28 protein-coding genes and 1 pseudogene are annotated in these 21,828 nt (G+C 62.5%); 24 read left to right on the top strand and 5 right to left on the bottom strand.

What is annotated here, in order from left to right; translation table 11 throughout:
- The first annotated feature begins 10 nt into the window (after positions 1-10).
- The 18 genes from rplE (at position 11) to dsbD (ending at position 10,952) form a co-directional block, all read left to right on the top strand.
- Entirely contained in the window at positions 11-550 is a 540-nt protein-coding gene (gene rplE / locus P5W98_RS13350; RefSeq protein WP_035531716.1) for a 50S ribosomal protein L5, read from the top strand.
- 7 nt (positions 551-557) lie between these two features.
- Entirely contained in the window at positions 558-863 is a 306-nt protein-coding gene (rpsN, locus tag P5W98_RS13345) for a 30S ribosomal protein S14 (RefSeq protein WP_035531713.1), read from the top strand.
- A 14-nt stretch (positions 864-877) separates the two neighbouring features.
- Positions 878-1,273 carry a 30S ribosomal protein S8 gene (gene rpsH, locus P5W98_RS13340; protein WP_027819345.1) on the top strand — a complete coding sequence of 132 codons (396 nt, stop codon included), beginning with the start codon at positions 878-880 and terminating at the stop codon, positions 1,271-1,273.
- Positions 1,274-1,291: 18 nt separating this feature from the next.
- Complete coding sequence (gene rplF, locus P5W98_RS13335) at positions 1,292-1,822, top strand: 50S ribosomal protein L6 (RefSeq protein WP_421024919.1); 531 nt, start codon at positions 1,292-1,294, stop codon at positions 1,820-1,822.
- 12 nt (positions 1,823-1,834) lie between these two features.
- Positions 1,835-2,200, top strand: coding sequence for a 50S ribosomal protein L18 (gene rplR / locus P5W98_RS13330; protein ID WP_027819343.1), 366 nt, complete (start codon positions 1,835-1,837; stop codon positions 2,198-2,200).
- 14 nt (positions 2,201-2,214) lie between these two features.
- Positions 2,215-2,733: a 30S ribosomal protein S5 gene (gene rpsE / locus P5W98_RS13325; RefSeq protein WP_028206522.1), complete on the top strand. Its 519-nt coding sequence runs from the start codon at positions 2,215-2,217 to the stop codon at positions 2,731-2,733.
- Positions 2,734-2,744: 11 nt separating this feature from the next.
- Positions 2,745-2,927, top strand: a complete 183-nt coding sequence (rpmD, locus tag P5W98_RS13320) for a 50S ribosomal protein L30 (protein ID WP_006400644.1) — start codon at positions 2,745-2,747, stop codon at positions 2,925-2,927.
- A gap of 34 nt (positions 2,928-2,961) precedes the next feature.
- Entirely contained in the window at positions 2,962-3,396 is a 435-nt protein-coding gene (gene rplO / locus P5W98_RS13315) for a 50S ribosomal protein L15 (RefSeq protein WP_028222618.1), read from the top strand.
- 59 nt (positions 3,397-3,455) lie between these two features.
- Positions 3,456-4,802: a preprotein translocase subunit SecY gene (gene secY, locus P5W98_RS13310; RefSeq protein WP_129562996.1), complete on the top strand. Its 1,347-nt coding sequence runs from the start codon at positions 3,456-3,458 to the stop codon at positions 4,800-4,802.
- Between the two features lie 8 nt (positions 4,803-4,810).
- The gene (gene infA / locus P5W98_RS13305) at positions 4,811-5,029 is read left to right on the top strand and encodes a translation initiation factor IF-1 (RefSeq protein ID WP_004521905.1); all 219 of its coding nucleotides are present in this window, start codon (positions 4,811-4,813) and stop codon (positions 5,027-5,029) included.
- A 20-nt stretch (positions 5,030-5,049) separates the two neighbouring features.
- The gene (rpmJ, locus tag P5W98_RS13300) at positions 5,050-5,166 is read left to right on the top strand and encodes a 50S ribosomal protein L36 (RefSeq protein ID WP_027819338.1); all 117 of its coding nucleotides are present in this window, start codon (positions 5,050-5,052) and stop codon (positions 5,164-5,166) included.
- 35 nt (positions 5,167-5,201) lie between these two features.
- Complete coding sequence (gene rpsM, locus P5W98_RS13295; protein ID WP_035531705.1) at positions 5,202-5,567, top strand: 30S ribosomal protein S13; 366 nt, start codon at positions 5,202-5,204, stop codon at positions 5,565-5,567.
- Positions 5,568-5,595: 28 nt separating this feature from the next.
- Complete coding sequence (rpsK, locus tag P5W98_RS13290; RefSeq protein ID WP_006052224.1) at positions 5,596-6,000, top strand: 30S ribosomal protein S11; 405 nt, start codon at positions 5,596-5,598, stop codon at positions 5,998-6,000.
- Between the two features lie 164 nt (positions 6,001-6,164).
- On the top strand, positions 6,165-6,788 hold the full coding sequence (gene rpsD, locus P5W98_RS13285; protein ID WP_042269728.1) for a 30S ribosomal protein S4: 624 nt from the start codon (positions 6,165-6,167) through the stop codon (positions 6,786-6,788).
- A 124-nt stretch (positions 6,789-6,912) separates the two neighbouring features.
- The gene (locus P5W98_RS13280) at positions 6,913-7,890 is read left to right on the top strand and encodes a DNA-directed RNA polymerase subunit alpha (RefSeq protein WP_028222614.1); all 978 of its coding nucleotides are present in this window, start codon (positions 6,913-6,915) and stop codon (positions 7,888-7,890) included.
- 129 nt (positions 7,891-8,019) lie between these two features.
- Positions 8,020-8,412, top strand: coding sequence for a 50S ribosomal protein L17 (gene rplQ / locus P5W98_RS13275; RefSeq protein WP_027797304.1), 393 nt, complete (start codon positions 8,020-8,022; stop codon positions 8,410-8,412).
- A gap of 247 nt (positions 8,413-8,659) precedes the next feature.
- Complete coding sequence (gene cutA, locus P5W98_RS13270; RefSeq protein WP_213299013.1) at positions 8,660-8,992, top strand: divalent-cation tolerance protein CutA; 333 nt, start codon at positions 8,660-8,662, stop codon at positions 8,990-8,992.
- Positions 8,985-10,952, top strand: coding sequence for a protein-disulfide reductase DsbD (dsbD, locus tag P5W98_RS13265; RefSeq protein WP_421024918.1), 1,968 nt, complete (start codon positions 8,985-8,987; stop codon positions 10,950-10,952). The genes cutA and dsbD overlap by 8 nt, the downstream gene beginning before the upstream one ends.
- 95 nt (positions 10,953-11,047) lie before the next feature.
- On the opposite strand, the gene hemB is transcribed toward dsbD, so the two are convergent.
- Both hemB and yihA read right to left on the bottom strand, forming a co-directional pair.
- Positions 11,048-12,046: a porphobilinogen synthase gene (gene hemB, locus P5W98_RS13260; RefSeq protein WP_213299019.1), complete on the bottom strand. Its 999-nt coding sequence runs from the start codon at positions 12,044-12,046 to the stop codon at positions 11,048-11,050.
- A 326-nt stretch (positions 12,047-12,372) separates the two neighbouring features.
- Entirely contained in the window at positions 12,373-13,017 is a 645-nt protein-coding gene (gene yihA, locus P5W98_RS13255) for a ribosome biogenesis GTP-binding protein YihA/YsxC (RefSeq protein ID WP_421024917.1), read from the bottom strand.
- 237 nt (positions 13,018-13,254) lie between these two features.
- Between yihA and P5W98_RS13250 the strand changes: the two genes are divergently transcribed.
- From P5W98_RS13250 to msrQ, 5 genes are all read left to right on the top strand, one after another.
- Positions 13,255-13,926: a c-type cytochrome gene (locus tag P5W98_RS13250; RefSeq protein WP_421024916.1), complete on the top strand. Its 672-nt coding sequence runs from the start codon at positions 13,255-13,257 to the stop codon at positions 13,924-13,926.
- A 137-nt stretch (positions 13,927-14,063) separates the two neighbouring features.
- Entirely contained in the window at positions 14,064-16,268 is a 2,205-nt protein-coding gene (locus P5W98_RS13245; RefSeq protein WP_421024915.1) for a cytochrome c biogenesis protein ResB, read from the top strand.
- An 81-nt stretch (positions 16,269-16,349) separates the two neighbouring features.
- Positions 16,350-17,585, top strand: coding sequence for a c-type cytochrome biogenesis protein CcsB (gene ccsB / locus P5W98_RS13240; RefSeq protein WP_421024914.1), 1,236 nt, complete (start codon positions 16,350-16,352; stop codon positions 17,583-17,585).
- Positions 17,586-17,800: 215 nt separating this feature from the next.
- Positions 17,801-18,802, top strand: a complete 1,002-nt coding sequence (msrP, locus tag P5W98_RS13235) for a protein-methionine-sulfoxide reductase catalytic subunit MsrP (RefSeq protein ID WP_421024913.1) — start codon at positions 17,801-17,803, stop codon at positions 18,800-18,802.
- A 14-nt stretch (positions 18,803-18,816) separates the two neighbouring features.
- Positions 18,817-19,521, top strand: a complete 705-nt coding sequence (gene msrQ, locus P5W98_RS13230) for a protein-methionine-sulfoxide reductase heme-binding subunit MsrQ (protein WP_421024912.1) — start codon at positions 18,817-18,819, stop codon at positions 19,519-19,521.
- A 100-nt stretch (positions 19,522-19,621) separates the two neighbouring features.
- Here msrQ and lysA read toward each other — a convergent pair whose 3' ends face one another.
- The 3 genes and pseudogenes from lysA to P5W98_RS13215 all read right to left on the bottom strand — a co-directional run.
- Positions 19,622-20,905, bottom strand: a complete 1,284-nt coding sequence (gene lysA, locus P5W98_RS13225) for a diaminopimelate decarboxylase (protein WP_421024911.1) — start codon at positions 20,903-20,905, stop codon at positions 19,622-19,624.
- Between the two features lie 36 nt (positions 20,906-20,941).
- Complete coding sequence (locus P5W98_RS13220) at positions 20,942-21,205, bottom strand: hypothetical protein (RefSeq protein ID WP_434662629.1); 264 nt, start codon at positions 21,203-21,205, stop codon at positions 20,942-20,944.
- 21 nt (positions 21,206-21,226) lie between these two features.
- Positions 21,227-21,334: pseudogene (locus tag P5W98_RS13215) on the bottom strand (hypothetical protein); the annotation flags it as partial.
- 53 nt (positions 21,335-21,387) lie between these two features.
- On the opposite strand from P5W98_RS13215, the gene cyaY reads away from it, so the two are divergent.
- Positions 21,388-21,705, top strand: coding sequence for an iron donor protein CyaY (gene cyaY, locus P5W98_RS13210; protein ID WP_035531687.1), 318 nt, complete (start codon positions 21,388-21,390; stop codon positions 21,703-21,705).
- Positions 21,706-21,828 lie beyond the last annotated feature (123 nt).

The following is a 21,828-nucleotide window of genomic DNA, read 5'->3' as shown; positions in this document are numbered from 1 at the left end:
GGAGTAAAAAATGGCACGTTTGCAAGAATTTTATAAAGAGAAGGTCGTCCCCGGCCTGATCGAGAAGTTCGGTTACAAGTCGGTCATGGAAGTGCCGCGCCTCACGAAGATCACCCTGAACATGGGTGTGGGTGAGGCCGTCGCTGACAAGAAGGTCCTCGAGCACGCCATTGGCGACCTCACGAAGATCGCCGGCCAGAAGCCTGTTGTGACGAAGTCGCGCAAGGCAATCGCCGGCTTCAAGATCCGTGAAGGTTATCCGATCGGCACGATGGTTACGCTGCGTGGCAATGCCATGTACGAATTCCTGGACCGTTTCGTGACGGTTGCGCTCCCCCGCGTGCGCGACTTCCGTGGTGTGTCGGGCAAGGCGTTCGACGGCCGTGGTAACTACAACATCGGTGTGAAAGAGCAGATCATTTTCCCCGAAATCGACTATGACAAGATCGACGCGCTGCGTGGGCTGAACATCAGCATCACGACGACCGCGAAGACCGATGAAGAAGCAAAGGCACTGCTCGCCGGCTTCAAGTTCCCGTTCAGAAACTGAGGTTACCGTGGCTAAACTGGCACTGATTGAACGTGAAAAGAAGCGCGCTCGTCTGGCAGCGAAGTTCGCGCCGAAGCGCGCAGCGCTGAAGGCGATCATCGACGACCAAAGCAAGTCGGAAGAAGAGCGCTACGCAGCTCGCCTCGAACTGCAACAACTGCCGCGCAACTCGAACCCGACCCGCAAGCGTAACCGCTGCGCGATCACGGGTCGTCCGCGTGGTACGTTCCGCAAATTCGGTCTCGCACGTAACAAGATTCGTGAAATCGCGTTCCGTGGTGAGATCCCTGGCATCACCAAGGCGAGCTGGTAATAGGAGAAACATAAATGAGCATGAGTGATCCTATCGCCGATATGCTGACTCGCATCCGCAATGCGCAGATGGTCGAGAAGGTTTCGGTTGCTATGCCCTCGTCGAAAGTGAAGATTGCCATTGCGCAGGTTCTGAAGGACGAAGGTTATATCGACGACTTCGCGGTGAAAACCGAAGGTGCGAAGTCGGAATTGAACATCGCGTTGAAGTACTACGCTGGCCGTCCCGTTATCGAGCGCATCGAACGCGTTTCGAAGCCGGGCCTGCGCGTGTACCGCGGCCGCAACGACATCCCGCAGGTCATGAATGGCCTGGGCGTTGCAATCGTGTCGACGCCGAAGGGTGTGATGACGGACCGCAAGGCGCGCGCTACTGGCGTCGGCGGCGAAGTTATCTGCTACGTCGCTTAAGACCTAAGGAGAAGAAACATGTCTCGAGTAGGTAAGAGCCCGGTCGCGCTGCAAGGCGCAGAAGCGACGCTCAGCGACGAGAAGATTACCGTCAAGGGCGCGCTGGGTACGATTTCGCAAGCTGCGAACCGCCTCGTGAAGGTGGTGAGCGAAGACGGTCAGCTCAAGTTTGAGCCGACGGACGACAGCCGCGAAGCCAATGCGATGTCGGGCACGATGCGCGCGATCGTCGCGAACATGGTGCAAGGCGTGACGAAGGGTTTTGAGCGCAAGCTGACGCTGGTTGGCGTTGGTTACCGTGCTCAAGCGCAAGGCGACAAGCTGAACCTGTCGCTGGGTTTCTCGCACCCCGTGGTGCACCAGATGCCGGAAGGCGTCAAGGCTGAAACCCCGTCGCAAACGGAAATCGTGATCAAGGGGATCGACAAGCAGAAAGTTGGCCAAACCGCTGCCGAAGTGCGCGGTTATCGCCCGCCGGAGCCCTACAAGGGCAAGGGTGTGCGTTACGCCAACGAGGTTGTGATCCTCAAAGAAACGAAGAAGAAGTAAGGGTGCGCAATCATGGATAAGACTCAATCTCGCCTGCGCCGCGCTCGTCAGACGCGTCTCAAGATCGCTGAGCTGCAGGTCGCGCGCCTGGCCGTGCATCGCACGAACACGCACATCTATGCGCAAGTGTTCTCGCCCTGCGGCACCAAGGTGCTGGCCAGCGCGTCGACGCTTGAAGCCGAAGTGCGTGCGCAACTGGCTGACCAGTCGGGCAAGGGCGGCAACGTCGCCGCTGCCTCGCTGATCGGCAAGCGTATTGCAGAAAAGGCTAAGGCCGCCGGCATCGAATCCGTCGCCTTTGACCGCTCGGGTTTCCGCTATCACGGCCGCGTCAAGGCGCTGGCTGATGCTGCGCGCGAAGCCGGGCTCAAGTTCTAAGGAAGGAATTCGTCATGGCAAAGATGCAAGCGAAAGTTCAGGCTGACGAACGCGACGACGGCCTTCGCGAAAAAATGATTTCGGTCAACCGCGTGACCAAGGTCGTGAAGGGTGGCCGTATTCTCGGCTTCGCCGCACTGACCGTGGTTGGCGATGGTGATGGCCGCGTCGGTATGGGCAAGGGCAAGTCGAAGGAAGTGCCGGTTGCTGTCCAGAAGGCGATGGAACAAGCTCGTCGCAACATGTTCAAGGTGCCCCTGAAGAACGGCACCCTGCAACACGAAGTGCACGGCAAGCACGGCGCATCGGTCGTCCTCCTCGCTCCGGCGAAGGCAGGTACGGGCGTGATCGCCGGCGGCCCGATGCGTGCCGTGTTCGACGTGATGGGCGTGCAGAACGTCGTGGCCAAGAGCCACGGTTCGACGAATCCGTACAACCTCGTTCGTGCGACGCTGGACGGCCTGCGCAAGCAGTCGACCCCGGCTGACATCGCGGCGAAGCGCGGCAAGTCCGTCGAAGACATTCTGGGCTAAGGGTGGGCACCATGTCTGAAAAAACTGTCAAGGTTCAGCTCGTCAAGAGCCTGATTGGGACCCGCGAATCGCACCGTGCCACCGTGCGCGGTCTCGGCCTGCGTCGCCTGAACTCGGTTTCCGAGCTGCAGGACACGCCGGCAGTGCGCGGCATGATCAACAAGGTCTCGTACCTCGTCAAGGTCATCGCTTAAGCGCACTCGGACCAAAAGACTCCAGGAGTTGAAAATGGAATTGAATAACCTGAAGCCGGCAGAAGGCGCGAAGCACGCAAAGCGTCGCGTCGGTCGCGGCATCGGCTCTGGCCTCGGCAAGACCGCTGGCCGTGGTCACAAGGGTCAGAAATCGCGTTCGGGCGGCTTCCACAAGGTCGGCTTCGAAGGCGGTCAAATGCCGCTGCAACGTCGTCTGCCCAAGCGTGGCTTCACCTCGTTGACGAAGGAATTCGTTGGTGAAGTGCGCCTCGCGGATATCGAGAAGCTGCCGGTCGACGAAATCGATCTGCTGGCTCTCAAGCAGGCAGGCCTCGTTGGCGAAATGACCCGCAGCGCGAAGATCATCGCTACTGGCGAGATCAAGCGCAAGGTCGTGGTCAAGGGCCTGGGTGCGACGAAGAATGCGCGTGCTGCGATCGAAGCAGCAGGCGGTTCTTTTGCCGAGTGATTGTGGGTGGTGCGTGCGGGCTTGCCCGCCGTCACTAACATCTGCATCGGAGAAGCTACTTGGCTAACAGCCCGAGTCTCGCAAAAACCGGTCGCAGCGCTCCGAAGTTCGGCGACCTGCGCCGGCGTGCAATGTTCTTGCTGCTGGCGTTGGTCGTTTATCGGATCGGAGCGCACATTCCGGTTCCCGGTATCGACCCGGACCAACTGGCGAAGCTCTTCCAGAGCCAGTCAGGCGGCATCCTGGGCATGTTCAACATGTTCTCGGGTGGCGCGCTGTCTCGCTTCACGATCTTCGCGCTGGGTGTGATGCCGTATATCTCGGCGTCGATCATCTTGCAGCTGATGGCGATCGTCTCGCCGCAGCTCGAGGCGCTGAAGAAGGAAGGGCAGGCTGGACAACGCAAGATCACGCAGTACACGCGGGTCTTCACGGTGGTGCTGGCAACCTTTCAGGCTTTCGGCATCGCGGTCGCGCTGGAAAACCAGCCTGGCCTCGTGATCGATCCGGGCATGGTGTTCCGCCTGACGACGGTGGTGACGCTCGTGACGGGCACGATGTTCTTGATGTGGCTTGGTGAGCAGATCACGGAACGCGGGCTTGGCAACGGCATTTCGATCATCATCTTCGGCGGGATCGCAGCGGGTTTCCCGAATGCGATTGGTGGTCTCTTCGAACTGGTTCGCACCGGCTCGATGGGTCCCATCTCGGCGATCATCATCGTGGTGCTGATCGCAGCCGTGACGTATCTGGTGGTGTTCATCGAACGCGGCCAGCGCAAGATCCTCGTGAACTATGCGAAGCGTCAGGTTGGCAACAAGATTTACGGTGGGCAGTCGTCGCACCTGCCGCTCAAGCTGAACATGTCGGGCGTGATTCCGCCGATCTTCGCGTCGTCGATCATCCTGTTCCCGGCAACCATCCTGAACTGGTTCAGTTCGGGGTCGCGGACCGGCTGGTTCGCGGACACGCTGCACAACGTGGCCGAAGCTCTCAAGCCTGGTCAGCCTGTGTACGTGTTGCTGTACGCGTTGGCGATCGTCTTCTTCTGCTTCTTCTACACCGCTCTGGTGTTCAACAGCAGGGAAACGGCCGACAACCTGAAAAAGAGTGGCGCGTTCGTACCTGGCATCCGCCCGGGCGATCAGACGGCTCGCTATATCGACCGCATCCTCACGCGTCTGACGCTGGCCGGTGCGATCTATATCGTGTTCGTTTGCCTGCTGCCCGAGTTTCTGGTGCTGCGCTGGAATGTGCCGTTTTATTTTGGTGGTACGTCGCTGCTGATCATTGTCGTCGTCACAATGGACTTCATGGCGCAGGTGCAGTCGTACGTGATGTCGCAACAATATGAATCGCTGCTCAAGAAGGCCAACTTCAAGGGCGGCGGCGTCCCGATGCGTTGAAAGGACCTATGGCCAAAGACGATGTAATCCAGATGCAGGGTGAGGTCATCGAAAACCTCCCCAACGCAACCTTCCGGGTGAAGCTGGAAAACGGCCATGTCGTTCTCGGGCATATTTCCGGAAAAATGCGGATGCACTACATCCGCATTCTCCCGGGCGACAAGGTGACGGTTGAGTTGACGCCTTACGATCTGTCGCGTGCGCGGATCGTGTTCCGGGCGAAGTGATTTAGAAAAAGGGTAATATCATGAAAGTGATGGCATCGGTAAAGCGCATTTGCCGCAACTGCAAAATCATCAAGCGCAACGGCGTCGTTCGCGTGATCTGCAGCTCGGACCCGCGCCACAAGCAGCGTCAAGGCTGATTAGCGCGCTTGCGCTTTTTGTTTGAGGAAAAACAATGGCTCGTATTGCAGGGGTTAACATCCCGAACCACCAGCACACTGAAATCGGCCTGACGGCAATTTTCGGTGTTGGCCGCACGCGTTCGCGCAACATCTGCGTTGCCGCGGGTGTGCCGTTCAACAAGAAGGTCAAGGACCTGGACGACGCGGATCTCGAAAAGCTGCGTGAGGAAGTGGGCAAGTTTGTCGTCGAAGGCGATCTGCGCCGTGAAGTGACGATGAACATCAAGCGCCTGATGGACCTCGGCTGCTACCGCGGCGTGCGCCATCGCAAGGGCCTGCCCCTGCGTGGCCAGCGCACGCGCACCAACGCACGTACGCGCAAGGGTCCGCGCCGCGCAGCACAGTCGCTGAAGAAGTAAGCGGAACTGACAGTTACAGGAAAACGTAATGGCTAAGGCTTCGAACAACTCCGCGGCGCAACGCGTTCGCAAGAAGGTCAAGAAGAACGTCGCCGAGGGCGTGGTTCACGTTCACGCGTCGTTCAACAACACCATCATCACGATCACCGATCGTCAAGGCAACGCGCTTGCCTGGGCAACCTCGGGCGGTCAGGGCTTCAAGGGCTCGCGCAAGTCGACTCCCTTCGCAGCTCAGGTCGCAGCCGAGTCGGCTGGCCGTGTCGCGATGGAATACGGCGTCAAGAACCTCGAAGTGCGTATCAAGGGCCCCGGCCCTGGCCGCGAATCGGCGGTGCGCGCGCTGCATGGTCTTGGCATCAAGATCACCGCGATCTCCGACGTGACGCCGGTCCCGCACAACGGCTGCCGTCCGCCGAAGCGCCGCCGCATCTAAGGCGTCGCTTGAGCCGAACGCCTGAGCCGCCGGAAACGGCGACCCAGGCTCTCGGCGTTATTGAATTGACTAAGCCCACCGTTCGGTTCAAAGAGCCGGACTAGCGTGAAACCGCGGGTTCGCCCATTCAGGTTTCGCGTGATCAATTATCGAAGGAAAGCAACGTGGCACGTTATATCGGCCCGAAGGCCAAGCTGTCCCGCCGTGAAGGCACCGACCTCTTCCTGAAGAGCGCACGCCGCTCGCTCGCCGACAAGTGCAAGCTCGACAGCAAGCCGGGTCAGCACGGCCGCACCTCGGGCGCCCGCACGTCCGACTACGGCACGCAGCTTCGCGAAAAGCAAAAAGTGAAGCGCATCTACGGCGTGCTCGAGCGCCAGTTCCGCCGCTACTTCGCGGAAGCTGACCGTATCAAGGGCAACACCGGCGAAAACCTGCTCAAGCTGCTCGAATCGCGTCTCGACAACGTCGTGTACCGCATGGGCTTCGCATCGACCCGCGCTGAAGCGCGTCAGCTCGTGAGCCACAAGGCTCTCACGCTGAACGGCGTCGTCGCGAACATCCCGTCGATGCAAGTGAAGGCAGGCGACGTCGTCGCAATTCGCGAAAAGGCGAAGAAGCAGGCGCGTATCGTCGAAGCGCTGTCGCTCGCTGAGCAAGGCGGCATGGCAGGTTGGGTGTCGGTCGACGCGAAGAAGTTCGAAGGCACGTTCAAGGGCATGCCTGAGCGCAGCGACATCGCTGGCGACATCAACGAAAGCCTGATCGTCGAATTGTATTCGCGTTAATCGGATTGACGGCCGGGGTAGCCTCTGTGCTTCGCGCAGGAGGTGGCCTCGGCTGTTTTTTTCAGGTTGTTGCCATCTCAGCCTTATCGGTGTAACGAGCCGAGGGTATTGAAAAGGAAAACCTATGCAAACCAGTTTGTTGAAACCCAAGATCATCGCTGTGGAATCGCTCGGCGAGAACCACGCGAAAGTGGTCATGGAGCCGTTCGAACGCGGTTATGGCCACACCTTGGGTAACGCGCTCCGGCGCGTGCTGCTGTCGTCGATGGTGGGCTATGCGCCGACCGAAGTGACGATCGCAGGCGTCGTGCACGAATACTCGACGCTCGATGGTGTGCAAGAGGACGTGGTCAACCTGCTGCTGAACCTGAAGGGCGTGGTGTTCAAGCTGCATAACCGTGACGAAGTGACGGTTACGCTGCGCAAGGAAGGCGAAGGCGTTGTCACCGCTGGCGACATCGAACTCTCGCACGACTGCGAAGTCATCAACCCGGAACACGTGGTTGCGCATCTGACGAAGGGCGGCAAGCTCGACGTGCAGATCAAGATCGAGAAGGGCCGTGGCTATGTGCCGGGCAACGTGCGCCGCTACGGCGACGAGTCGGCCAAGATCATCGGCCGCATCGTGCTGGACGCGTCGTTCTCGCCGGTTCGCCGCGTGAGCTACGCCGTCGAGAGCGCGCGTGTCGAGCAGCGTACCGACCTCGACAAGCTCGTGATGAACATCGAAACCAACGGCGTGATCTCGCCTGAGGAAGCGATTCGCCAGTCGGCGCGCATCCTCGTGGATCAGCTGTCGGTGTTCGCGGCTCTGGAAGGCACGGAAACGGCAGCGGAAGCCCCGTCGCGCGCGCCGCAGATCGACCCGATCCTGCTGCGTCCGGTGGACGATCTCGAACTCACGGTTCGCTCGGCGAACTGCCTGAAGGCCGAGAACATCTACTACATCGGCGACCTGATCCAGCGTACCGAGAACGAGCTGCTCAAGACCCCGAACCTGGGTCGCAAGTCGCTCAACGAGATCAAGGAAGTGCTCGCTTCGCGCGGTCTCACGCTCGGCATGAAGCTCGAAAACTGGCCGCCGGCTGGTCTCGACAAGTAATGTAAGTGGCACGGACGCGGATTTTCCTTTAAAATCCGCGTCTTGCTTTTTTCTGTACCGGCCCGTGCCCGAGTTTGATGCTCTGGCGATAGAAGAGCTGGACCAAAACTTTGTTTCAAGGAAATTGAAATGCGTCACCGTCATGGTCTGCGGAAACTGAACCGCACGAGCAGCCACCGTCTGGCAATGCTCCGTAACATGTCCAACTCGCTCATCGAGCACGAAGTCATCAAGACGACGCTGCCGAAGGCGAAGGAACTCCGTAAAGTGGTCGAGCCCCTCATCACGCTCGGCAAGAAGCCCTCGCTGGCGAACCGTCGTCTGGCGTTCAACCGCCTGCGCGATCGTGACTCGGTCACGAAGCTGTTCGACGTGCTCGGTCCGCGTTTCGCGAACCGTCCGGGTGGCTACCTGCGCATCCTGAAGTTCGGTTTCCGTGTTGGCGACAACGCACCGATGGCTCTGGTCGAACTGCTCGACCGTCCGGAAGTCGCGGAAGAGAACGTCCAGGAAGCGGAATAAGCTTTCGGTCGCCTGGTCCCCGGATCAAGCGGCGTGCGAAAAAGCCAGGCCTAGCCTGGCTTTTTTGTTTTCAGCAGTGGATTAAACGGCTCGGGAATGTGTTTGCTGTATGTCACCGCTGTGTCGTCGCTCCGCATGCTTACGGCGCATGAGCGAAGCCAGTTGACGCCGGTGGTACGATAACGTTCTGCCTCAGGCGCCCCCGGCTCTCGCGCCGTGGGGGCGGGGCACCATGACGGAGCTTGTCGTGACCCTCAATGTAATCTTGATGTTGACCACCTTGCCCGACGAGGACGCCGCCGAAAAGCTGTCGTCGACGGCGCTCGAAGCCCATCTCGCGGCCTGTGTGACGCGGCTTGGCCCGGTCCATTCGCAGTACCACTGGCAGGGCAGGATCGAGTCCAGCGACGAGGTGCAGCTTCTTTTCAAGACGAGTCTCGCGCGCGCGGCCGAGCTCGAACAGTTCATCCAGACCCAGCATCCTTACGAGACGCCCGAGATTCTCTCGTGGCAGGTCACGGCGTCGAACGCCTATGGCCAATGGGTCAATGCCGAGACACAGCGTCCCATTCATGTTTAAGCGTTTCGATCGGCGCTTGCGCGCCGTGCCGTACACCTCGTTTCTGGCTTTCCTCGCACTCGTCGGTTGCGTGCTGCCGCTCTTGTTCGGTGCAGCGCCCGCCCGCGCCGACGACGACTTCCTGCCGCCCGATCAGGCCTTCACGTTCACTGCGAGCGAGGAGCCGGGCGTCGTCGATGTTCACTTCAAGATTGCCGATGGCTATTACATGTACCGCGAGCGCTTTGCATTTGCGACGCGCAACGATACGGCCACGCTCGGCGATGCACAGATTCCTCCAGGGCATGTGAAGTTCGATACAACGTTCAACAAGAACGTCGAGACCTATCGCAAGGAACTTACGATCCGCGTGCCCGTGAAGCAGGCGCGCGGGGCATTCGATCTTGCGGTGACGTCCCAGGGATGCGCCGACGCCGGCATCTGCTATCCGCCGGCGGAGCATGTCTATCACGTGAGCGGCGCGGCGCTTCAAGCCGCGGCCGGCGGGCAGAGTGCGGCGGCCACCGTTGCGCCGGCCACTTCGGCCACGCCTTCGGCACCGGCGGACAACGCACGGCAGTCGTGGTACGAACGCGCGACGAGCGCGGACTATGCGCAATCGCTGCTGCAAGGCGGTGGCTTTTTCGGCGTAGTCGGTTTGTATTTTCTCGCGGGCATCGTGCTCAGCCTGCTGCCCTGCTCGTATCCGATGATTCCGATCCTCTCGGCCATCATCGTGGGCGAGGGCGCGCAGGTGACGCGCGCACGCGGTTTCGCGTTGTCGTTCGTCTACGTGCTCGGCATGGCGCTGGTCTACACGGTGCTCGGCATTGCCGCGGCGCTGATCGGGCAAAGCCTTGGGGCGTGGTTGCAGAACCCGTGGGTGCTCGGCGTGTTCGCCGGGCTGCTGACCGCCTTTGCGCTCATGCTGATCGCCGGCTACGACCTCGCATTGCCGCAGCGCTGGCAGGATGGTGCATCTCGCGCGTCTCAGGGCCGCTCGGGCGGCAAGTTCGTGGCTGTTGCCGTGATGGGCGCGCTGTCCGCCCTGGTGGTGGGCGCCTGCATGACCGCGCCGCTCTTCGCCGTGCTCGCGTTCATCGCGCACACAGGCAACGCCGTTCTCGGCGGCGCCGCGCTTTTCGCAATGGGCATCGGCCTTGGCGTGCCGCTCATGATCATCGGGCTCGGCGCAGGCACGCTGCTGCCGCGCGCGGGCACGTGGATGGATGGCGTGAAGGTCTTCTTCGGCATCGCGCTGCTCGCAGCCGCGCTGTGGATCGTATGGCCTGTGCTGGGCGCGAGCGCGCAAATGCTGCTGGCTGCGCTCTGGCTCCTGCTCGCCGCCGCCGGGCTTGGACTTTTTACGCCGAATGCGGGCGGCTCCAATGTCTGGTGGCGTCTGGGGCGCGGCGTAGGCGCGGCGTTCGCGATCTGGGCCGCTACGCTCATCGTCGGTCTTTCGGCTGGCTCGACCGATCCGCTGCGCCCGCTCGCCGTGCTGGCCGCACGCGCGGGCGGCGCTGCAGGCAACGACGCGGCGCGGGTGGCCGAGGCCGATGCACTGACCTTCGCCCCGGTGCGCTCGTCGGCGCAACTCGACGCGATGCTCAAGACGGCGGGCAAGCCCTCGATGCTCGACTTCTACGCAGACTGGTGCGTGAGTTGCAAGGAGATGGAGAGCCTCACGTTCAGCGATTCGCGCGTGCAGGCGCGCCTCGCGCAACTCGGTCTGCTGCGCGCCGACGTGACGGCCAATAACCGCGACGATCAGGCGCTGCTCAAGCGCTTTGGCTTGTTCGGCCCGCCGGGCATCATTTTCTTCGATGCAAGCGGTCAGGAGGTGCTGCGCGTGGTGGGCTACGAAAACGCGGATAAATTCCTCGCCCGGCTCGATCGCGTGGTGGCGCAGGGACAGACGCCGGCGCCTTCGGCCAAGTCCGTGCAATCGGTGCTTTCGACGCTCACGGGCAGATCGTAAGCACACCGCACGACGCATCGAGCATTCGCGCAAACAAAAAGGCACGTCGCGAGACGTGCCTTTTTTCATGCGTCAAGCGCGAATCCGCGCGGCGCTTATTTCTGCGCGCGCAACAGGCGAGCGGCGTCGAGCGCGAAGTACGTGAGAATGCCGTCGGCGCCCGCGCGCTTGAACGCGAGCAGCGACTCCATCATCACTTTGTCGTGGTCAAGCCAGCCGTTTTGCGCTGCAGCCTTGAGCATCGCGTATTCGCCGCTCACCTGGTACACGTAGGTCGGGAAGCGGAACTCGTCCTTCACGCGGCGCACGATGTCGAGATACGGCATACCGGGCTTGACCATCACCATGTCGGCGCCTTCTTCGATGTCGAGGCGCACTTCGCGCAGCGCTTCGTCCGAGTTCGACGGGTCCATCTGGTAGGTCATCTTGTTGCCCTTGCCCAGATTCGACGCGGAGCCCACGGCATCGCGGAACGGTCCGTAGAACGCCGAAGCATACTTCGCCGAGTACGCCATGATGCGCGTATGGATGTGGTTCTCGCTCTCGAGCATCTCGCGGATCGCGCCGATGCGGCCGTCCATCATGTCCGAAGGCGCGACGATATCGACGCCCGCTTCAGCCTGCGCGCGTGCCTGAGCGACAAGGATCTCGATGGTTTCGTCGTTGATGACGTAGCCGTTTTCGTCGATCACGCCGTCCTGGCCGTGGCTCGTGTACGGGTCGAGCGCGACGTCGCATAGCACGCCGAGTTCGGGAAAGCGCTTCTTGAGTTCGCGCACGGCGCGCGGAATCGTGCCGTCGGGGTTGGTCGCTTCGATGCCGTCGGGTGTCTTCAGCGCCGGATCGACGGCGGGGAAGAGCGAGAGCACCGGAATGCCCAGTTCGACGCATTGCTCGGCCACGCCCATGAGCAGATCGACCGAAACGCGCTCGACGCCGGGCATCGACGGCACGGCTTCGCGCACGTTGGTTCCAGCGACCACGAATACGGGGTAGATCAGGTCATTGGTGGTGAGGAGGTTTTCGCGCATCAGGCGGCGCGAGAAGTCGTCGCGGCGCATGCGGCGCGGACGATGATGCGGATAGAAGCTCATGTCGGCAGGGATATCTTGAAACGGGGCGCGCCTTGGCGCACAGGAAACTTTTCAGGACAATGGTATATCATACCGATCGAGCGAGGCGCCTGGCGCCGGACTCCCCGCTTCTCCTCCCTGAGCGGGTGCCTGTCGTTTTTCGATAAGGCTGTTTGGCCCGCCGGCATTTACGGCGGGTTTTTTTATGTGCCGCCGAAATTGAGCAATGCCGGTACGCCGGCGAGGACGTGCGGCGTCGCACGTCCCGTTATGTGGCTAACGCACATTCGTGCACCGAACGTGGCAAGCGAAGCGTCGGCCTGGCTTCGCGTGCGAGCGCGCCGGCCTTAAACCTCGCCGGATTTGACCTCGGGCGCGATCCAGCTTTCGATGACCGCGTGCGCCTCGTCGAGCCCCACGCGCTTGAGCGCGGAAAAGAGCTGTGCGCTCAGCTTCCCTTCATAACCCAGCTTGCGGTACTCGTCGAAGGCCTTGTTCGTCGTGCGCAGTGCGAGAACGCTTTCTTGGCGCGTCAATTTGTCGCATTTCGTCAGAAGCGCGTGGACGGGCTTTCCGGTCGGCGCGAACCACTCGATCATGCGCCGGTCCAGTTCGGTGAGCGGCCGGCGCGCATCCATCATCAGCACGAGGCCGGCGAGTTGGGCGCGCGTTTGCAGATAGAGCGAGAGCAGTTGCTCCCAATGCGCCTTCGCGGCTTCCGGCACTTCGGCATAGCCGTACCCCGGCAAGTCGACCAGATAGCCTGTGGGATCGTCGGCGCTGCCCACGCCGAAATAGTTGATGTGCTGCGTGCGGCCCGGGGTCTTCGACGCGAAGGCGAGGCGCTTCTGGTTGCACAGCAGATTGATTGCCGTGGATTTGCCCGCGTTCGAGCGGCCGGCGAACGCGACTTCGGGCCGTGCCGTAGCGGGCAGGTCGCGCAGATGATTCACCGTCGTGAAGAAACGGGCTTGGTGCAGCAGGAAGGCCATCGGTAGGACCACAAGTGAAGTAGCGAGGCGGGCGGGACCGCCCAAGCCCGGAGGTGCCGGGAACGATCTGAAGATATCGGGGGGAGGCCCGACTGGCGCCGTGGCGCCTTGCGCGCTATTGTACAATGCGACGGTTTACTGAATACCGGGAAGGCCAGCGCGGAGCTTTTCGGGTAGATCGGTCGCTGTCGTGTATTTGCAGAACCTGATTCCCACAAGACGAAACAAGGTGCGCGAATGAATCGATTGGGCAAGTCCTTGAAGGTACTCCAATTTGCGATAGGTGCGACAGCAGCAGGTCTCGTAGCAAGTGTTTCGATGATGGCGACGGCAGCCGAGTCGGCGCCGGCCAAGCCCGATCTGGCCCGGGGGCAGGCCATCGCGGGGCAGGTCTGCGCCGCCTGTCATGGCGCCGATGGCAACAGCAGCGGCGGCGCCTATCCCAAGCTCGCCGGTCAGCACGCCGAGTATCTCGTCAAGCAGCTCAAGGATTTCAAGCCACAGCCCGGTGGCAAGCCCCCTGTGCGTAATAATCCAATTATGGTTGGCTTTGCCAGCGCGCTTAACGATCAGGATATGATCAACGTTGCGGCGTGGTTCGCATCGCAGACGCCCAAGCCCGGCACCGCCCACGACGCGAAGACCGTGCCGGTCGGCCAGAAGATCTGGCGCGCCGGTATCGCGGACAAAGGCGTGCCTGCATGCGCCGGGTGCCACGGACCCACGGGGCAGGGCATTCCGGTTCAGTACCCGCGGCTGTCGGGCCAATGGTCGGAGTACATCGTCGCGCAGTTGCAGGCGTTCCAGCAGCGCACGCGCAACAACAACGAGCCGATGCGTGAAATCTCGCACCGTCTCTCGGACGACGAGATCAAGGCTGTCGCCGACTACGCAGCCGGCCTGCACTGATCCCGGCGTCGCGCCGGGCAGTCCAAGAACAAGAAAAGGGTGTGGGCGCCGCATGGATGCGGCGGTCCCGCACCCTTTTTTGCTGTAATGCGCTGACGAAAAGCGCAGTGAGAAGTGCCATGAGAAGCGGAGTTTGAATGAGCGTCACCACGCAGGGTCTGCAGTTGAATATCCGCCAGAGAGCGGTCAGAAGCACCATCGAGCTGCTCAGCTCGATGCGCTTTGCCATCGCGCTGCTCGTGGTGCTGTCCATTGCGAGCATTATCGGCACGGTGCTCACGCAGGACGACCCGTATCCCAACTACGTCAATCAGTTCGGCCCGTTCTGGGCCGACATCTTCCGCGCCCTGAGCCTCTACACCGTATATAGCGCGTGGTGGTTCATGACCATCCTCGGCTTTCTCGTGGTGTCGATCTCGCTGTGCGTGATCCGTAACGCGCCGAAGATGATTGCCGACACGAAGAGCTGGAAGGACAAAGTCCGCGAAGGCAGCCTGCGCGCGTTCCACCACAAGGGCGAGTTCGTGCTCGAGGGCGGCTCGCGCGCGCAGACCGCCGCGACGCTAGGCAAGCTCGCGCAGCGCCTCGGCTACAAGTTCGTCACGCGCGAAAGCGAGGGCGCGACACTCATCGCCGCCAAGCGCGGCGCCCTCGCGAAAATCGGCTATATTTTTGCCCACCTCGCCATCGTGGTGATCTGCATTGGCGGCCTGCTCGACAGCAATCTGCCGATCAAATTCCAGATGTGGCTCTTCAACAAGACGCCCATCCAGAGCAATGCCGTCATCAACGACATTCCGCCCGAGCATCGGCTTTCCACCGCGAACCCGACGTTCCGCGGCTACGCGTGGGTGCCCGAGGGCCAGTACGTCTCCACGGCCATCCTGAACCAGCCCAACGGCTCGCTGATCCAGGATCTGCCGTTCTCGATCCAGCTCAACAAGTTCATCGTCGATTACTACTCGACCGGGATGCCCAAGCTCTTCGCGAGCGACATCGTCGTGATCGATCACAAGACCGGCCAGCGCATTCCGGCGCGTATCGAGGTCAACGAGCCGTTCGAGTACGACGGCGTGTCGATCTACCAGTCGAGCTTCCAGGACGGCGGCTCGCAGATGCACATGACCGCGTGGCCCATGGCCGGCGCGAGCGCGAAGAGCTTTCCGTTCGAAGGCACCATCGGCAATTCGGCGAAGCTTGCGCTGCCCGCGGGCCAGAGCGTGCCGGGCGTGGATGGCCAGACCATCGAATTCGCCGACTTCCGCGCGATAAACGTCGAGAACATTTCGAACGGCAGCGGCCAGACCGACGTGCGCGGCGTCGCGCATCAGACCCTCAAGGAAGCGTTCGACGAGCGCCTCGGTTCCGGCGCGAAGAGCTCGAAGCCGATCGATCTGCACAACGTCGGCCCCTCGGTGCAGTACAAGGTGCGTGACAAGGACGGCCAGGCGCGCGAGTACAACAACTACATGCTGCCCGTCGACGTGGGCGGCGCGCGGATATTCCTCGCGGGCATGCGCGAGAACCCCGACGAGCCGTTCCGTTACCTGCGCATTCCGGCCGACAGCGGCGGCACGATGAAGGAATGGATGCTGCTGCGCGCCGCGTTCGAGGATCCGGCGCTGCGCGAGCAGGCCGCGCAGCGCTTCGCCGCGCGCTCGGTCCCCGATGCGAACCGCGAGTTGCAGCAGCATCTGCAAGAAAGCGCTTCGCGCGTCCTGACCCTTTTCGCGGGCGCCGATCCTTCGGCGCAAGGCACGTCCGAGGCGCAAGAGGGCGGCTTCCAGGCCGTGGCGATCTTTATCGACAAGTCTGTGCCCAAGGGCCAGCAGGAAAAGGCCGCCGGGCTGCTGCTGCGCATGCTCGAAGGCGCGACGTGGGACCTTTGGCAGCTCGCGCGCACGCGGGCCGGCGAGCCTGTGCTCACGCCTGACGCGCAATCGACGCGCTTCGTCCAGGACTCGATCAATGCGGTTTCGGACAGCTTCCTGTACGGGGCGCCTGTCTATCTACAGCTTGATTCATTCAAGCAGGTGCAAGCTTCGGTATTTCAGCTGACGCGCGCGCCAGGCAAGAAAGTCGTGTATCTTGGCAGCCTGTTGCTCGTACTTGGCATCTTCTCGATGTTCTATGTGCGCGAGCGACGTCTGTGGTTCTGGCTGAAGGACCGGAGCGGGGCCAACGGCGGGGGTGTCGACGTCATCATGGCGATGTCGACCGCGCGCCGCACCCTCGACTTCGAGAAAGAGTTTGCCCGTACCCGCGAAGCGGTCTCCCGAGCCTTGGGTGCGAAACCCGAGGCCACCGGCGCCGGCAGCAGCGGGACGGACCGTACCCCTTGATCCACGCGCCACTCATGCGATTCACGCGACTCACGTGATTGATGCGATCCACGGAAACTCACGATCGACACCGGTAAGCCCATGGACTTGACTCAAGTAACTTCTTCCGCGCAAACCCGCCGCGCCGACCGCGCGGCAGCGGCTGCGCCGCACGATGCGGCGCTTGCGCACGATCCCCACGCGGACGCGTTCTTCGACGAACGCTCCTTCCTGCGCCGTCTCACGGCACTCGACTGGCTGTTCGCGCTGGCCCTGGTGTTGGGCGCGGGCTTCGCGCTCTCGCGCTATCACGCGCACATGAACTATTACGACAAGCTGGTGCTGTGCGGCACGGTGCCGGCGCTCGTCGTGCTGGGCTGGCGCTGGAAGCCGGCGCGTCTGTTGATGGCGGGCATTGCGGTGCTGTCGGTCGGCGCGATCCAGATTTATCAGGGCGACCTCGCGCGCGCCGACCAGGCGTTCTTCCTCAAGTACTTCCTGTCGAGCCAGTCGGCCATCCTGTGGATGAGCGCGCTGTTCGTGCTAGCGACGTTCTTCTATTGGGTCGGTCTGCTTTCGCGCTCGCCCACGGGTGGCGCGATCGGCACGAAGCTCACGTGGACGGCGGTGCTGATCGGCTTCGTCGGCCTGATGGTGCGCTGGTACGAGTCGTATCTGATCGGCGCCGACGTCGGCCATATTCCCATCTCGAACCTCTACGAAGTGTTCGTGCTGTTCAGCCTCATCACGGCGCTGTTCTATCTGTATTACGAAAAGCACTACAACACGCGCGCGCTCGGCGCATTCGTGCTGCTCGTGATCAGCGCGGCCGTGGGCTTCCTGATGTGGTACTCGATCTCGCGCGACGCGCAGCAGATCCAGCCGCTCGTGCCCGCGCTGCAAAGCTGGTGGATGAAGATTCACGTGCCGGCGAACTTCATCGGCTACGGCAGCTTCGCGCTTTCGGCGATGGTGGGCGTGGCCTACATCATGAAAGAGCGCGGCATGCTGGCGGACCGCCTGCCCGCGCTCGACGTGCTCGACGACGTCATGTACAAGTCGATCGCGGTCGGCTTTGCGTTCTTCACCATCGCGACCATTCTTGGCGCGCTATGGGCGGCGCAGGCGTGGGGCGGCTACTGGAGCTGGGACCCGAAGGAAACGTGGGCGCTGATCGTGTGGCTCAACTACGCGGCATGGCTCCACATGCGTCTCATGAAGGGCTTGCGCGGCGGCGTGGCCGCGTGGTGGGCGCTAACGGGCCTGCTCGTCACGACCTTCGCGTTCCTCGGCGTGAACATGTTCCTCTCGGGCCTGCACAGCTACGGCAAGCTGTAACGCCCGGTAACGCCCGGGAGCACATGATGTTGGCGGACGGTGTAACCGCCGCCGTCCGCCCAGCGAACTAACCGTCGGAAGCCTCGCGCTCCGGCGGTTTTTTATTTGCGGGGCGGAAGAATTGCGGATCGCGTGCGTTTGCCCGGTAGTGGAGGGCTCGCAACGGCGCGCGGGCGCGGCGGGGCCGAGTGGGTCCATTCGACAGGAGCAACATCATGTGGATCAAGCGCAGCAGCAGGATCATCCTCAACGGCGACGACATTGCCGCGAGCGAGATCACGCCGCAAAAGGTGTATGAACAGCGCCGCCGTTTGCTGCAGGCGGCCGGAGCGGCAGCGCTCGGCGGCGTGGCGGGCCTGTTCGGCGCGCGCGATGCGTTCGCGGAATACGCGTCGCCGGATGCGAAGGCGCTCAAGCTGGCCGCGAAGACCAACACGAAGTTCGTCGCGCTCGACAAGGTCACGCCCTACAAGGACATCACGACCTATAACAACTTCTACGAGTTCGGCACCGACAAGGGCGACCCGGCGGAAAACGCGCATACGCTGCGGCCGCGCCCCTGGAAGGTGAGCGTGGAGGGCGAGGTGAAGAACGCGAAAGTCTACGACATCGACGAGATTCTCAAGCTCGCGCCGCTCGAGGAGCGCGTGTACAGGCACCGCTGCGTGGAGGGCTGGTCGATTGTGGTTCCGTGGATCGGCGTGTCGCTTGCGGAGTTGATTCGCCGCGCGCAGCCCACCGGCAACGCGAAGTACGTGCAGTTCATCACGCTCGCCGACCGCTCGCAGATGCCCGGCCTCGCCGATCCGATCCTCGATTGGCCGTACTCCGAAGGACTGCGCATGGACGAGGCGATGAACCCACTCACGTTGCTCACCGTGGGGCTCTACGGACAGGTGCTGCCGAACCAGAATGGTGCGCCGCTGCGCGTGGTGGTGCCGTGGAAGTACGGTTTCAAGAGCGCGAAGTCGCTCGTGAAGATCCGCTTCGTGGAAAAGCAGCCGCCCACGAGCTGGAACACTTACGCCGCCAACGAATACGGCTTCTATTCGAACGTCAATCCGAACGTCGATCACCCGCGCTGGAGTCAGGCGACGGAGCGGCGCATCGGCGAGGACGGTTTTTTCGCGCCCAAGCGCAAGACGCTCATGTTCAACGGTTACGGCGATCTGGTGGCGTCGATGTATCAGGGCATGGATCTGCGCAAGAACTTCTGAGCCGAGAGACGGTAATGGAGCATCCGATGGAATCAACGACCGTTTCTCCGCGCACCGGTGCGGCGACCGCGCGCGCGGCGCGGGCGTTGCCCGCGGCCACCGGTCCGCGCTGGCTGCCGTGGGCCAAGGGCGTGGTGTTCGTCGCGGCGTGGTATCCGCTTGCGCGGCTGGTGTTCTTCGGCGTCACGGACCGGCTCGGCGCGAACCCGATCGAGTTCATCACGCGCTCGACGGGCCTATGGACGCTCGTGTTCCTTTGCATTACGCTCGCGGTCACGCCGTTGCGCCGCCTTACGGGCTTCAATGCGCTGATACGCTTTCGGCGCATGCTCGGGCTCTACGCGTTCTTTTACGCCGCGCTGCATTTCACCACTTATATCTGGTTCGACAAGTGGTTTGACGTGGCCGCGATGCTCAAGGACGTCGGCAAGCGGCCCTTCATCACGGTGGGCTTCACCGCGTTCGTATTGCTGATTCCGCTCGCCATCACCTCGACGCGCGCGATGGCGCGCAAGCTCGGGCGTCGCTGGCAGACGCTGCACCGGCTGGTGTACGCGATCGGCGTGCTCGCGATCCTGCACTTCTGGTGGATGAAGGCGGGCAAGCACGATCTCGCGTTGCCGAAGCTCTATGGCGCGATCATGGTCGTGCTGCTCGGCTGGCGGATCGGCGCGTGGCTGCTTGCGCGCTGGAAGACGCGGCCGGTGACGTCGCGCTAACCGCTTGTCTCGCTTTCCCTCGCGCGGGCAATAAAAAAGCGACGCACGAGAGGCGTCGCTTTTTGCATTCAATGCCGGCGCTTTGCGCCCGACACGGTGCTCAATCCGGCAGCAGATGCTCGCCGGCGAACAGTTGCTGCACCGTCTCGCGCTCGCGCGCGACGTGCGCGCGCGCGCCGTCGACCAGGACTTCGGCCGCGCGCGGACGCGTGTTGTAGTTGGAGCTCATCACGAAGCCATAGGCGCCCGCCGAGCGGATCGCGAGCACGTCGCCGGCCTCGATCGCGAGCGTGCGCGAACGGCCGAGCCAGTCCCCGCTCTCGCACACGGGGCCGACGATGTCCCAGGTCTGCGCGGAGTCAGCGCGCTCGGTGACCGGCTCGATGGCGTGATACGCCTCGTACATGGCTGGACGCGCGAGATCGTTCATCGCAGCGTCGACGATCGCGAAGTTTTTCTCCACACCGGGCTTCAGGAATTCGACGGTCGTGAGCAGGATGCCTGCATTGCCGACCAGCGAGCGGCCCGGCTCGAAGTACACCTCGCGGGTCCTGCCGGTCTTCGCCCCGTGGGCCTCGATGCGATCGAGCACGGTGCGCACGAATGCGCCGACATCGGGCGGTGTTTCATCATCGTAGCGAATGCCGAGGCCGCCGCCCACGTCGATGTGATGGATGTGCACGCCATCCGACTCGATCTGGTCGACGAGCTCGAGCACCTTGTCGATGGCGTCGAGATACGGTGCGACTTCGGTGATCTGCGAGCCGATATGGCAGTCGATGCCGACCACGTCCAGATTCGGCATGGCTGCCGCCGCGCGGTAGGTCGCGCGCGCCTCGTCGAACGCGACGCCGAACTTGTTCGACTTCAGGCCCGTGGAGATGTACGGATGCGTCTTCGCGTCGACGTCCGGGTTCACGCGCAGCGAAACCGGCGCCTTCTTGCCCAGTTCGCCAGCGACGGCGTTCAGACGGTCGAGCTCGGGAATCGACTCGACATTGAAGCACTTCACGCCTGCTTCCAGCGCCAAGCGCATTTCGTCAGGATGCTTGCCCACGCCCGAGAACACCGTGTTTGCCGCTTTGCCGCCCGCTGCCAGCACACGGGCGAGTTCGCCGCCCGAGACGATGTCGAAGCCCGCGCCTTCGCGCGCGAACACGTTGAGCACCGCGAGGTTGCTGTTCGCCTTGACTGCGAAGTGCACCGTGGCGCGGCGGCCCGCGCACGCGTCGGCGTAGGCGTGCCATGCAGCAGTGAGCGCCGCGCGCGAGTAGACGTAGAGTGGAGTGCCGTACTGCGCGGCGAGGTCGGCGGCGGACACGCCTTCGACGAAGAGCGTGCCGTTGTCACGGTGAAAGGCGCGATGAAAAGCGGGCTGGGTCATGCGGGCGTCTGATTGAAGTCGGTGCGGGTTTGCGGCTTACTGAACCGGGGTTGCGGCGGAAGCAGGTTGCAAATCGGGCTGCGCGCCGCTGGCGGGCACGGATTTGAGTTCGGCATCCGGGGACAGCGAAAGCGGCGTGCCCGATGTGTCGGGAAGCTCGCCGGCTTGCGCGCCCGATGCCGGTATGCCCGACGCCGGTATGCCCGATGCGGGCCGCACGGTGGCGGGCGTCGGCCGTGCGTTGTCGCCGGTTTGCGTCTCGAAATTCGGCTTCTGCGGGAGCGGTGGCACCGTGGGCATGTAGAGCGGCCCTCTCTGGCCGCAGCCTGCCAACGAAAGCGCGGCTACAGCGCCGATCGCGAAAGCAGCTAGAATTGCGCCGGGCGTCGATACGCGGGGCGTCGATACGCGGGATGCCGGTGCGCGCATCCTGGAATTGACACGCATAATTGTCCCTGAATGATTAACCGGTGGAGTTTAGCATGCCAGATAGTGACTACCTGAGCCGCGCGGAGGCCGTGCTGGCGGCGGTGGAGCGCGTCGCCGACGAGGCCGAGGCCGATATCGAACTCGAGCGCAGCGGCAACGTTTTGACACTCGAATTCGAGAATCGCACGAAGATCATCGTGAATCTGCAGCCGCCGATGCGCGAGATCTGGATCGCGGCGAAAGCGGGCGGCTTTCATTATCGTTTTATCGATGGCGAATGGCGCGACACACGCACGGGCACTGAGTTCTTTTCGGCGCTCACGGCCTACGCGAGCGAGCAGGCGGGCGAGCCTGTCACGTTCAAGCCGTGACGTCGCCATGATGCCGCTTTGAATGCCGCTGCGAATCTCGCGGTGAAGCGGTCGAGCGGCGAAGTGGTCAGGCGCTCAACGTGAAAACGGGCACCCTCGGGTGCCCGTTCTTCATGGTGCTGA

This window comes from Paraburkholderia sp. A1BS-2L (assembly GCF_051125205.1).
Classification (GTDB): Bacteria; Pseudomonadota; Gammaproteobacteria; order Burkholderiales; family Burkholderiaceae; genus Paraburkholderia.
This window is presented reverse-complemented; position numbering and strand designations above follow the sequence as displayed.

Coding starts and splice junctions, on each gene's coding strand:
- rplF (WP_421024919.1), top strand. CDS start 1,292: ATGTCTCGAGTAGGTAAGAGCCCGGTCGCGCTGCAAGGCGCAGAAGCG.
- hemB (WP_213299019.1), bottom strand. CDS start 12,046: ATGAGCTTCTATCCGCATCATCGTCCGCGCCGCATGCGCCGCGACGAC.
- rpsK (WP_006052224.1), top strand. CDS start 5,596: ATGGCTAAGGCTTCGAACAACTCCGCGGCGCAACGCGTTCGCAAGAAG.
- P5W98_RS13220 (WP_434662629.1), bottom strand. CDS start 21,205: ATGCCCACGGTGCCACCGCTCCCGCAGAAGCCGAATTTCGAGACGCAA.
- msrP (WP_421024913.1), top strand. CDS start 17,801: ATGTGGATCAAGCGCAGCAGCAGGATCATCCTCAACGGCGACGACATT.
- rpmD (WP_006400644.1), top strand. CDS start 2,745: ATGTCTGAAAAAACTGTCAAGGTTCAGCTCGTCAAGAGCCTGATTGGG.
- P5W98_RS13250 (WP_421024916.1), top strand. CDS start 13,255: ATGAATCGATTGGGCAAGTCCTTGAAGGTACTCCAATTTGCGATAGGT.
- rpsM (WP_035531705.1), top strand. CDS start 5,202: ATGGCTCGTATTGCAGGGGTTAACATCCCGAACCACCAGCACACTGAA.
- rplE (WP_035531716.1), top strand. CDS start 11: ATGGCACGTTTGCAAGAATTTTATAAAGAGAAGGTCGTCCCCGGCCTG.
- rpmJ (WP_027819338.1), top strand. CDS start 5,050: ATGAAAGTGATGGCATCGGTAAAGCGCATTTGCCGCAACTGCAAAATC.
- lysA (WP_421024911.1), bottom strand. CDS start 20,905: ATGACCCAGCCCGCTTTTCATCGCGCCTTTCACCGTGACAACGGCACG.
- msrQ (WP_421024912.1), top strand. CDS start 18,817: ATGGAGCATCCGATGGAATCAACGACCGTTTCTCCGCGCACCGGTGCG.
- P5W98_RS13245 (WP_421024915.1), top strand. CDS start 14,064: ATGAGCGTCACCACGCAGGGTCTGCAGTTGAATATCCGCCAGAGAGCG.
- rplO (WP_028222618.1), top strand. CDS start 2,962: ATGGAATTGAATAACCTGAAGCCGGCAGAAGGCGCGAAGCACGCAAAG.
- cyaY (WP_035531687.1), top strand. CDS start 21,388: ATGCCAGATAGTGACTACCTGAGCCGCGCGGAGGCCGTGCTGGCGGCG.
- yihA (WP_421024917.1), bottom strand. CDS start 13,017: ATGGCCTTCCTGCTGCACCAAGCCCGTTTCTTCACGACGGTGAATCAT.
- infA (WP_004521905.1), top strand. CDS start 4,811: ATGGCCAAAGACGATGTAATCCAGATGCAGGGTGAGGTCATCGAAAAC.
- P5W98_RS13280 (WP_028222614.1), top strand. CDS start 6,913: ATGCAAACCAGTTTGTTGAAACCCAAGATCATCGCTGTGGAATCGCTC.
- rpsE (WP_028206522.1), top strand. CDS start 2,215: ATGGCAAAGATGCAAGCGAAAGTTCAGGCTGACGAACGCGACGACGGC.
- rpsH (WP_027819345.1), top strand. CDS start 878: ATGAGCATGAGTGATCCTATCGCCGATATGCTGACTCGCATCCGCAAT.
- ccsB (WP_421024914.1), top strand. CDS start 16,350: ATGGACTTGACTCAAGTAACTTCTTCCGCGCAAACCCGCCGCGCCGAC.
- rplQ (WP_027797304.1), top strand. CDS start 8,020: ATGCGTCACCGTCATGGTCTGCGGAAACTGAACCGCACGAGCAGCCAC.
- dsbD (WP_421024918.1), top strand. CDS start 8,985: ATGTTTAAGCGTTTCGATCGGCGCTTGCGCGCCGTGCCGTACACCTCG.
- rplR (WP_027819343.1), top strand. CDS start 1,835: ATGGATAAGACTCAATCTCGCCTGCGCCGCGCTCGTCAGACGCGTCTC.